We start from the raw sequence: 10238 nt of genomic DNA, 5'->3' as shown, positions 1-10238 counted from the left end.
CGGTGTGAGCCGCTTTCTTTGCTTATCTTTCTTTGCGGCGGCAAAGAAAGTAAGTGCCGCCCCGCACAGGGGCAACGCTAATAGACCAATAAGAACACAAGGAAAGGCCAACGCCGCAGGCAATCAGACAACAAAACGCCCAGCAGGCAACCAATTCAAGGAAAGGCACAGAGCACCGCCGGCACAGAGCACCGCCCTCAGATCCAAAACAATAGCCCTCAGTTTTTCATAAAAAGACCAAAGCCACAGAATAGTGAAAATCACAATCGACCTGATTACCTGAGACGCGATAACGCACTGGCGCTTCTTAAGCGAATAACCTACGATTACCTCAACCACACGCAGCCTCATGACGATTCCGTCATTAAATAATCCTAACTAAATCGCATAGAAAAATTATCCACGACATCATTTCATTTTCGCTTCAGGAGCCATCCATGAAAACGCACATCATGATCTGCATTATGCTGATGCTCACAGCGGGCGCAGCCCAAGCCGGTAGCGGCTTCGCCGTGCGCTGCACCTACTCGCATACATTGCCGGACGACTCCATCGTTCACCCCGGCAAGCCGGGCCAAGCCATGGTGCATGACTTCTTCGGCAACACAAGCACGGACGCCTATAGCACCTACGATTCACTGAGCAACAACAAACTCACAACATGCGATTCAATTGCCGATGCTTCCGCATACTGGGTACCGCAATTGAAACGGGCCTCGGGAATCGTCGTGCCGCAATACCAGAAGACGTACTACAAGAACGATCAACCGGTCGTCGCGCTCCAGGCGATTCAGCCCGGATTCGAGATGCTGGCCGGCAATCATATGGGCACCGCGCCCAATTCGCATATCAACTTCCTGTGTCGAGGAGGCTCCTACACCACAACTGCCCCCACCCACTGTCCCGTCGTAACGGATAGCAGCGGAACCTATTCCCAGCTCGATATCTCCGTGCATTTCCCTGATTGCTGGGACGGCAAGACACTGGTGCCGAATTTTGCAGGCGGCATTGACAACATGGCATATCGGAACGCCGATGGCACCTGCCCAAGCACCTATCCCGTCAAGATTCCCGAACTCCAGCTGAATGTCGCGTACAACCTCGGGCAAGATCCGGATCTGACAACGGCGCAATTGTCGATGGACCCGATGATGATGAATGGGCAATCGGTGCCGCAGTGGGGCAGCATGTACACGGCGCACGGCGACTTCGTCAATGCGTGGAAGACGGACGTCATGCAATACGTGATCGATAAGTGCATGAACACGCCCACAAGTGCCACATGCGGCAGCAGTCTTCCGACGTATTACTCCGCTGCCAGCGCGGATGTCTGGCTCGATTCAAGCGGTGCAATCCACCCGACTGACCCCACGCTAGTCCTGGCGCCCGGCAATGTCGTGCTGATCAAATTCCCAACGCCATCGAATCTCGGCGACTATCCGTACGCCAAGTCCAATCTGCAAACCCAAGGGCAGAACATGACGGATTCCAACGCCATCATGCTGCAACTCTACGCGGCGACCACAAACTGGGACGACGCCACTCACCTGCCCACGGCAAGCGCATGTACGACACAACAGATCGGCGGCATTTATCTGGACAACGCGTCGCAGGTGCGACTAAACGACGTCACCAGCTACATCGCGTCGCAAGCGGCGGCGGGAGCATCACAGATTGGCATCTGCATTCGCAATGCGAACGCCGAGACGGTTCAGTTTTCGTCGCGCGAAGGCCCGTGGGGACCGGGACTCTATCTGAAGTGATGGGATCAAACGCATCAAACACATCAAACGCAGTTGACGCCGGGCGCAGACCATACGCCCGGCAAAAGCTCAAAGCCAAGATCCTACCGCGCCACCCCGCGCGCGCCACCCGACAACGATTTCTCCAACGCCGCCACGCCCGCAGGCAAATCCACCGCCGCGCCCAGATCCAGCATCGTGCGGCCTAGCGCATGCAGCGTCCTGAACAGATTGTGCTCGCGGCACTGCTCGCCCATCTGACCGATACGCACGATCGGCAAACCAAACGACCCGGAAATCTCCACCTGATGCTGACGCGAGATATGCCCGCAGATATCGCCAGGGCTCAAGCCTTCCGGTACCTCAATACCTACCACCGAATTCAGGCGGCACGCCTGCGGCGCGTACAGCTTTAAGCCCAATGCAGTGATGCCCTCCTGCAACGCCACCGAACACTTCAAATGCCGCGCAAAACGCTTCTCCAAAGTCTCCGCACACACCAGCCGCAATGCCTCATGCAAAGCGAGCACGCCTGACACAGGCGCTGTGTAGTGGTAACCGGCGTTATGCCAGAAGTTCTCCGCCAGCGACGCGTCCAGGCACCAATGCGCATTCGGCGCAGTGCGCCCCTTCACCCGCGCCCACGCCGCATCCGAAAACGCGATCAGCGAGACGCCCGGAATTGACGACAAACCCTTCTGCCCACCGGTAATCACCGCGTCGATGCCCCACGTATCCATCTCCAGAGGCATCGTGCTCAGCGTACACACCGCATCTACGATCACCAGCGCGCCCGCAGCCTTGGCCAGCGCGGCAATGTCCTTCAGGTGGTAATTCCACACCGTATTCGATGTTTCACCCTGCACCACCGTCACAATCTCCGGACGCTCGCGGCGAATCGCCTCGGCGATCTGCTCGAGGCTCGCAACCGATCGGTCCTCGACGTTCAGCGTGCTCACCTGTGCGCCGACACGCCGCCCCATCTCAGCCATCCGGTCGCTGAAAAAGCCGTTCTTGATGCTCAGCACCCGCGTGCCCGTCCACGCGAGGTTGGAGATTGCCATTTCCATCGCGGCCGATCCCGGCCCCGCCACGCCCAGCACCCATTTCGAATTCGTCTGGAATACGTAGCGCGCCATCGTCTTGACCTGGCCGATCACCTTCACCATCGTGCCGCCAAGGTGATTGATCACGATCGTGTTGGCTTTGGCCACCGCCGCGGGAATCGGCACGGGGCCGGCGCCCATCATCAGTAACGGTTCTTCGGGAAGAATGGCGTCGAGCGATTCGACAACCGGACAAGGCACTGCTGTGGAAGCGGAGAGAGTGGATGAAGTCGGCATGATCGATACGTGAATGTCAGGGCGCAAAGGAACAAGCGGCCCCGCCAACAAAGTCACTGGCGGAGCCGTTCGTCCGATCATTCACCGATCCGCGCGATTGCGCAAGGATTTTGTCACTTCACCTTGGTCTTATCGAGCTTCTTGCCGGTCGCGGTGTTGTAGCGTTCGACATATTCCTCGATCAGCTTGCGCATCGCGCGGCCGATCTGCCGATAGTCCGACTCGTTCAGATTGGCCAGCGACACCCGTCCCGACGGATGCTGCGTACCAAAGCCGCGTCCCGGCAGCAGCACCACGCGCGCTTCACGCGCGAGACGGAACAGCAACTCGGACGGCTCGGTATTCTTCAGCAGCCATTCGACGAACTCACGCCCGAACATCCGCTCGCCGAGAAACTCGATGTCGAGAATCGTGTAGTAGTCGACCTGGTTCGGATCGTCGTCCTCGAACGAAATGCCGACCTCTTCGTACAACGCCTGCTTGCGTTTGCGGATCAGCCGCTTTAACGCGTTCTTGTACGCGTCAGGCGTGTCCATCAGCGAGAACAACGAGAACAGCACCATCTGCACCTGCTGCGGCGTCGACAGACCGGCCGTGTGATTCAGCGCGACAGTGCGGCTGTCGGCGACCAGCCGATCGATGAACTTGAGCTTGTCCGGTTCGGTCGTGATCGATTCATAACGCTCGTGCAACTGCTTCTTTGCTTCTTTCGGCAGTTCGGCGATCAGCTTGTCGAGCACGTTGTCGCGATGCGTCGCGATCGTGCCGAGGCGCCAGCCGGTCGCGCCGAAATACTTCGAATACGAGTACACGAGGATCGTGTTCTTGGGCGCAAGTGCGAACAGTGAAACGAAATCGTCGGCGAAGGTGCCGTACACGTCGTCGGTCAACAGAATCAGGTCGGGCCGTTCCTTGACGATGTCGGCGATGTATTGAAGGCTCTCGTCGTTGATCTTCACCGAAGGCGGATTGCTCGGGTTCACGAGGAAGAATGCCTTCACCTTCGGATCGCGCAGCTTGTCGAGTTCCTTCTTCGAATACTGCCAGCCGCTTTCAACCGAGGCTTCGAGATTGACGACGTTCAGCTGATAGTCGTTCAGGCGCGGAATTTCAATGTACGGCGTGAAGATCGGCAAACCGAGCGCGATCGTATCGCCCGGCTTGATCAGGTGATTCTCGCGCATCGTGTTGAAGATGTACGTCATCGCCGCCGTGCCGCCTTCCACCGCGAACACGTCGAACTCGCCGACGAACGGATGGTTGCCGATCATCTCCTTACGCAGATATTGACCGACAATCAGTTCGGATAACTTGAGCATCCGGTCCGGCACCGGATAGTTCGACGCGAGAATGCCCTCGCACATTTCATAGAGGAAGTCGCCCGCGGACAAGCCAAGCTGATCGCGCACATACGAGATCGCGCCGCGCAGAAAGTCGATGCCGGGCACGCCCTTGTTTTCGCGCAGGAACAGATCGAAGCGCTCGGTGAGCCCTTCACGGCGCGGAAAGCCGCCCACCCCCTCCGGCATGAACGCAAACGAACGCTCCGACTCGCGCATTGCAAAGAGGCCGAGCTGCCAGAAGCCGTGGCGCGGAATCGTCGCGAGAAAGTTAGGATTGCCGCGGCCCGCGTTGAGCATCGACGCATTGGCAGCACGCTCCACCGCGCCGCCACCGGCGGCCTTGATCAGTTCGTCCTTGAGTTCGAATGGGCTGAGTGCCGCAAAGCCGGCTTGTGCCATATCGCCCTGTTTCTTGCCGCTTTTCTCTTTTGCCATGATGCGTTCTCCAAGGTGCAAGTGAATGACGCCGGCGCCGCGAATGATCGTTCAGTTGCCGCCGGCGTAAGAGAGATCGATAAATGCGTGTACTAAACCAGGCTAAATCAGGCTAAACGAGTCCCACCACGAGCGGTCCGAGCAGCGTCAACGCGACGTTCGCAATGGCATAGGTGATCGCAAACGGCACGGTCGGCACCGCGCTCTCGGCTTTGTCGAGTACGCCGCCGAATGCCGGGTTGGCACTGCGCGAGCCGGTCAGCGCGCCGGCCAGGATGGCCGCGTTGTTGTAGCGCAGCACGTAACGGCCGAACAGCATGGTCAGCACGAGCGGCACCACGGTGACGATCACGCCGAGCAGGAAGATCGTCATGCCGCTCTGCTTGACGGTCACCACGGCCTGCAAGCCCGAATTCAAACCCACCACCGCGACGAACGCCGCGAGGCCGAAGTCCTTCAGCAACTGCGAAGCCGCGGACGGCATCGCACCGTACATCGGGTGCTTGCCGCGCATCCAGCCGAACAGGAGACCTGCCAGCAGACAGCCACCGCCGGAACCGAGCGTGAGCGGAACGCCGCCCACGTCGACGACGATCAGGCCGATCAGCAAACCCAGCACGATGCCGACGCCCATATAGATGAAGTCGGTCTTGTTGCTGTACGGCAGCTCGTAGCCGGCTGCATCGACGGCGCGCTTGGTGTCTTTCGGCGAACCGTAGAAGGTAATGACGTCGCCATGCTCGAGTTTGGTTTCGGGCAGGATCGGCAGCGGCTGGCCAGCACGCGAGGCGCTCTGGATATAGACGCCGTGGCGCATGTCGCGATCCACGACTTCGCGTGCGGCGGCGATCGTCGTGTGATTCATGCCTTTGCGGGTGAACACGCCGTCGCGCGTCTGCATCACGACACCGACGTCCTCGACGTTGGCGATCTCGTTGCCGTTCGCACCGAATGCGACCACCGCTTCACGGCGGCCCACCACCAGCACTTCGTCGTTGAGTTGCAAGGTCAGATCGGGTGTCGGCTCGAGGGCCTTACCGTCGCGCCTGATCCGCTCGATCGTCAACAGGTCCTGATGCTGGGTCTCGACCGCCTTGACCGTTTTCCCGGCGCTGACATCGATCTTGTACGCACGCCCCACTAGTTCGGGCAACGCGCGAATTTGCCCGGCGCCGAGTGAGGGCGAACCGGCGGACAGTTCGCGCTCTGCTTCGATCGAAGCATCTCGCAAGCTTTGCCCCATGAACTTGGGCAGAATATTCACGCAGACGATGATTGCCCCGAGCGAGCCGAACACGTAGGTCACCGCATAGGCAATCGCCACGTCGGATTGCAGCGACTTGACCTGATCGGCGGGCAAACCGAGACGCGCGATGGCGTCGCCGGCCGTGCCGATAATCGCCGACTGCGTCAGCGCACCGCCCGCGAGTCCCGCTGCGAGACCCTTGTTCAGATGGAACAGCTTGGCGCAGATCAGGACCGTGATGAGCGCGGTGACCGCGAGAAAGATCGCCATCGCAATCTCGCGCAGCGTCTTGCGATTCAACGAGTTGAAGAAACCCGGCCCGGAGTCGTAACCGACCGCGTAAATGAACACGGCGAACATCACCGATTTCACGCCGTTATCGATCGTGACGCCCGCTTGACTGATCACGACCGCGGCCAGCAATGAACCGCCTACGCCGCCCAACTGGAACTTACCGAAGTTGATCTGCCCGATGAAGTAACCGGCTGCTAACGACAAAAACAGCGCGATCTCCGGTGATTTCTGAAAAATGTGATGTAGCCAGTCCATCGTGCCCTCGCTGGATAGTTTGAGATACTGAGTACTGGGTGCTGCGGGTGCACGCGGATTTCGTGTCGATGTCCGCGTGCCGTGTCGACTGCGCGCGGCGTGGTGCACCGCGCGCAGCCCATCTGGCCGCCTAGCCGAATTTCCCGGCGAGACCGACAACAACCGGCCCCATCAACGGCAACAGAATGTTAGAGAGCGCATAGGTGATCGTGTAGCCGATCACGGGCGTCGAATTGCCGGTCACGCCGACCAGCGCGCTGATCGCCGGCGTGCTGCATTGCTGACCGGCAATGGCGCCGAGCAGCATGGGCGCGTCGAGTTTGAGAAACACGCGGCCAATCCAGAGCGACAGCAAGCCGGGCACGAGCACCATCAGAATGCCGGCGACGGGCAGCGCCAGACCGTATTCGCGCACCAGCTTGATGGCATCGGGTCCCGCCGACAGTCCGACGGCGGCAATGAAGGTGGCAAGGCCGAAGTCCTTGAGAATTTGCGCGGCGGCCGAAGGCAGCGAACCGACTAACGGATAGCGCGAACGGATCCAGCCGAACAGCAGCCCCGACAGCAGACATCCGCCGCCTGCGCCGAGCGCGATCGAAATGCCGCCGATGCGGCCGCCGAGATGGCCGATCGCCATGCCGACCAGCACGCCCAGGCCGAGATAAACGAAGTCGGTTTTCTGGGTCGCGGCGAGCACGTAGCCCAGATGCCGCGCGCCGCGCGCGACGTCGGCCTTCGCGCCCACCAGCGTCAGCACGTCGCCACGATTGAGTTCGGTGCCGGGCAACGCGGGCACCGTGGTTTCGAGCCGCGTCACGGCCGCGATATAGACGCCGCGCCCGTCTTCCGGCTTGGCCCGTTCGCGTACCTGCGCGACCGTCAGACCATGCGCCTCGCTGCGCGTCAGCACGACGTCGAGTTGTTCCACCATGAACTGGCTGAAGCCGGCGTCCGCCACTTCCTCGCCGAGGCGGGCAGCCGCGGCCACGACCGCTTCGCGCCGACCGGCCACCAGAATCAGGTCGTCCGCGGCCAACGTCAGATGCGGCTCGACCGGCACGTCGGCTCCGTTGCGCCGCAGGTGTTCAATCGCCAGATTAAAGCCGTGCTGCTGTTCGAGCGTGAAGATCGTCGAGCCCGCCGCCCTGCCGACCCGGAACGCGCGGCCCACGAGCGCCGGCGCGGCGGCGTGCTGGCCATCGCCAAATGCCCCGTCGCCGCCGAGCTTGTGCCACACGCGCTCGGCTTCCTCGCGCAAATTGATGCGCAACAGCAGCGGCGCAAACTGGCTCGTGAACAGGACGATGGTGACCAGGCCGAACAGATAGCTCACGCTGTACGCGGTCACGATGTTGGCCTGCAGACGCAATGTCTCCGCGTCGCTGAAACCAAGCCTGGCGATCGCCTCCGACGCCGTGCCGATCACCGCCGACTCCGTCGCGGCGCCGGCCAGCAAGCCAGCCGCCGTGCCGGCGTCGAGCCGCATCACGAGGACCGCGATCATGATCAGCACCAGCACCGACACGATCTCGACCACCGACAGCAAGCCATAACGCCAGCCTCGCCCGATGTTGGCAAAGAACTGCGGTCCGCCGGTGAAACCCAGCGCGAAGATGAACAGCGCGAATGCGATGTTCTTCAGATCGGGGGCAAGCCGCGCGCCCGTCTGACCCAATAGCAAGGCCACGATCAACGTCCCGCAGACGCCGCCGAGTTGAATTGGCCCCACCCGAAACGAACCAATGAAATATCCGATTGCAAGGCTTGCGAACAGCGCGATCTCCGGTTGAGATCTCAGCAATTCACCGATCATATGGGCTCGCCGATTTACGGTTTATTAGCAGAAAGCTGAACAGATCTCTCTGGAATTTGAAAATGAATTCAATCCGACTCGCGACGACTCAGATATATTACTCATCCGGCATAAGCAGATTTCATTGAATGGAAACCTTTATGACGATGGCATGAAGCTTCCGGCGTAAAACAGGATATTCCGCCCTGCAGCGACAAGAGGGAAACGCTTTTCGGTAAGTTCAACACTCACACTGTTCCTCGCGAGGTTTGCCCGGCGGTCTGAAAACGACATACTTTGCTGATGGCCCATTTTTTCACCGCACGAAGGTGCTTATTGAGACGCCTTTTTTAATAATTATTGTAGTTGGGTATGGCTGTCAATATTATTTTCATTTGCGACCCTTTTTGCTTCGAAAAACTTGATCTTCGGTAAAGGGCGAAATCGTTTTCGAACCGCGCATCGCAAGCGACGGTCGCTAGCATAAAGGGCCGATATACTGACGTGCCGCTATGCGGCGCCGTGAATAAATCGAAATTTGCCACGCCGGCATGCTTCCTTCGGAGCCCCCATGCGCCTAATCCTCTTCAGCAGCCGCCAATACGACAGCGACACCTTCGCCGAAGCCAACAACACGCATGGCTTCGAACTCCACTTCCAGGAATCGCACCTCGACGTCGAAACCGCGATCCTTGCGCAGGGCTACGAAGTAGTCTGCCCATTCGTCAACGACAACGTCGACGCAGCGGTTCTTGAGAAGCTCCATCAAGGCGGCACGCGCATGCTCGCGCTGCGCTCCGCAGGCTTCAACCACGTCGACCTCGCCGCAGCCGAACGTCTCGGCATAGCAGTCGCACGCGTACCGGCCTACTCACCGCACGCGGTCGCCGAACACGCCGTCGGTCTGATTCTCGCGCTAAACCGCCGCTTGCCCCGAGCCGCCGCACGCACGCGCGAAGGCGACTTCTCGCTGCATGGACTACTCGGCTTCGACCTGCACGGTAAAACGGTCGGCGTGGTCGGCACCGGCATGATCGGCCGCGTGTTCGGCCGCATCATGGCGGGCTTCGGCATGCAGGTGCTCGCCCACGATCCCGGCACGCCAGCCGACGACCTGCTCGCGCTCGGTGCGCGCTACGTACCGCTCGACACGCTGCTGGCTGAAAGCGACATCGTCAGCCTGCATTGTCCGTTAGTCCCTGGCACCTACCATCTGATCGACGAACCCGCGCTCGCGAAGATGAAGCGCGGCGCAATGCTGATCAATACCGGTCGCGGCGGCCTGGTCGAAAGCAATGCGCTGATCGGCGCGTTGAAGGACGGCCAGCTCGGTCATCTCGGGCTCGACGTGTACGAGGAAGAAGGCGGCCTGTTTTTCGAGGACCACTCGAATTTGCCGCTGCAGGACGACGTGCTCGCACGCCTGTTGATGTACCCAAACGTGATCGTCACCGCGCACCAGGCGTTTTTCACGCGCGAGGCGATGAACGAGATCGCGCAGACCACGCTCGATAACGTCGCGGCATGGCAGGCCGGCACGCCGTGCAATGTGGTGCAGGCGCGCGGCTAAGGGAGCGGCGTATCGCGGGCCACCGCATCCGCGGCGCCATCCACTGTAGTTGGGCGAATCGCCGTGCGGGCGTCGTCCGCTGCGCCGCACATCTCACGCATCAAGGCCGCCTCGCGTTCGTGTACTTCCACCGGAAACCAGCGCGCGCCCGCGTCGGCCAGATAACGCGCGCGATGCTGCCCGTTGCGAAACGCCACCACGCCCTCGCGCTCCAGACC

General features: G+C 60.4%; 8 protein-coding genes. 3 read left to right on the top strand and 5 right to left on the bottom strand.

Annotation, left to right across the window (positions count from 1 at the left end; translation table 11 throughout):
* Nucleotides 1–232: hypothetical protein (locus QOC89_RS19530; protein WP_323046526.1), on the top strand; the 232-nt coding region annotated here is incomplete at its 5' end.
* A gap of 205 nt (nucleotides 233–437) precedes the next feature.
* On the top strand, nucleotides 438–1763 hold the full coding sequence (locus QOC89_RS19525; RefSeq protein WP_323046525.1) for a DUF1996 domain-containing protein: 1326 nt from the start codon (nucleotides 438–440) through the stop codon (nucleotides 1761–1763).
* Nucleotides 1764–1846: 83 nt separating this feature from the next.
* Here QOC89_RS19525 and QOC89_RS19520 read toward each other — a convergent pair whose 3' ends face one another.
* The 4 genes from QOC89_RS19520 to aspT (QOC89_RS19505) form a co-directional block, all read right to left on the bottom strand.
* Nucleotides 1847–3085, bottom strand: a complete 1239-nt coding sequence (locus QOC89_RS19520) for a pyridoxal-phosphate-dependent aminotransferase family protein (protein WP_323046524.1) — start codon at nucleotides 3083–3085, stop codon at nucleotides 1847–1849.
* A 113-nt stretch (nucleotides 3086–3198) separates the two neighbouring features.
* Nucleotides 3199–4863 (bottom strand): bifunctional aspartate transaminase/aspartate 4-decarboxylase, encoded by a 1665-nt coding sequence (locus QOC89_RS19515; RefSeq protein WP_323046523.1) that lies wholly within the window; start codon nucleotides 4861–4863, stop codon nucleotides 3199–3201.
* 112 nt (nucleotides 4864–4975) lie between these two features.
* Nucleotides 4976–6658: an aspartate-alanine antiporter gene (gene aspT, locus QOC89_RS19510; RefSeq protein ID WP_323046522.1), complete on the bottom strand. Its 1683-nt coding sequence runs from the start codon at nucleotides 6656–6658 to the stop codon at nucleotides 4976–4978.
* 130 nt (nucleotides 6659–6788) lie between these two features.
* Nucleotides 6789–8471, bottom strand: a complete 1683-nt coding sequence (aspT, locus tag QOC89_RS19505; RefSeq protein WP_323046521.1) for an aspartate-alanine antiporter — start codon at nucleotides 8469–8471, stop codon at nucleotides 6789–6791.
* 550 nt (nucleotides 8472–9021) lie between these two features.
* Here aspT (QOC89_RS19505) and QOC89_RS19500 point away from each other — a divergent pair.
* Nucleotides 9022–10020 (top strand): 2-hydroxyacid dehydrogenase, encoded by a 999-nt coding sequence (locus QOC89_RS19500; protein ID WP_323046520.1) that lies wholly within the window; start codon nucleotides 9022–9024, stop codon nucleotides 10018–10020.
* On the opposite strand, the gene QOC89_RS19495 is transcribed toward QOC89_RS19500, so the two are convergent.
* A partial coding sequence (locus QOC89_RS19495) for a plasmid fertility inhibition factor family protein (protein ID WP_416340423.1) occupies nucleotides 10017–10238 on the bottom strand: 222 nt, incomplete at its 5' end. The two genes, QOC89_RS19500 and QOC89_RS19495, sit on opposite strands and share 4 nt — an antisense overlap.

Source organism: Paraburkholderia sp., from assembly GCF_034668105.1.
In the GTDB taxonomy this organism is placed as follows: domain Bacteria; phylum Pseudomonadota; class Gammaproteobacteria; order Burkholderiales; family Burkholderiaceae; genus Paraburkholderia.
Note: the sequence above shows the minus strand (reverse complement) of the source record. Positions and strands in the feature narration are given on the sequence as shown.

Bases quoted from the DNA above. Each gene is read 5' to 3' on its own strand.
- QOC89_RS19515 (WP_323046523.1), bottom strand. From the start codon at position 4,863: ATGGCAAAAGAGAAAAGCGGCAAGAAACAGGGCGATATGGCACAAGCC.
- QOC89_RS19500 (WP_323046520.1), top strand. From the start codon at position 9,022: ATGCGCCTAATCCTCTTCAGCAGCCGCCAATACGACAGCGACACCTTC.
- QOC89_RS19525 (WP_323046525.1), top strand. From the start codon at position 438: ATGAAAACGCACATCATGATCTGCATTATGCTGATGCTCACAGCGGGC.
- aspT (WP_323046521.1), bottom strand. From the start codon at position 8,471: ATGATCGGTGAATTGCTGAGATCTCAACCGGAGATCGCGCTGTTCGCA.
- QOC89_RS19520 (WP_323046524.1), bottom strand. From the start codon at position 3,085: ATGCCGACTTCATCCACTCTCTCCGCTTCCACAGCAGTGCCTTGTCCG.
- aspT (WP_323046522.1), bottom strand. From the start codon at position 6,658: ATGGACTGGCTACATCACATTTTTCAGAAATCACCGGAGATCGCGCTG.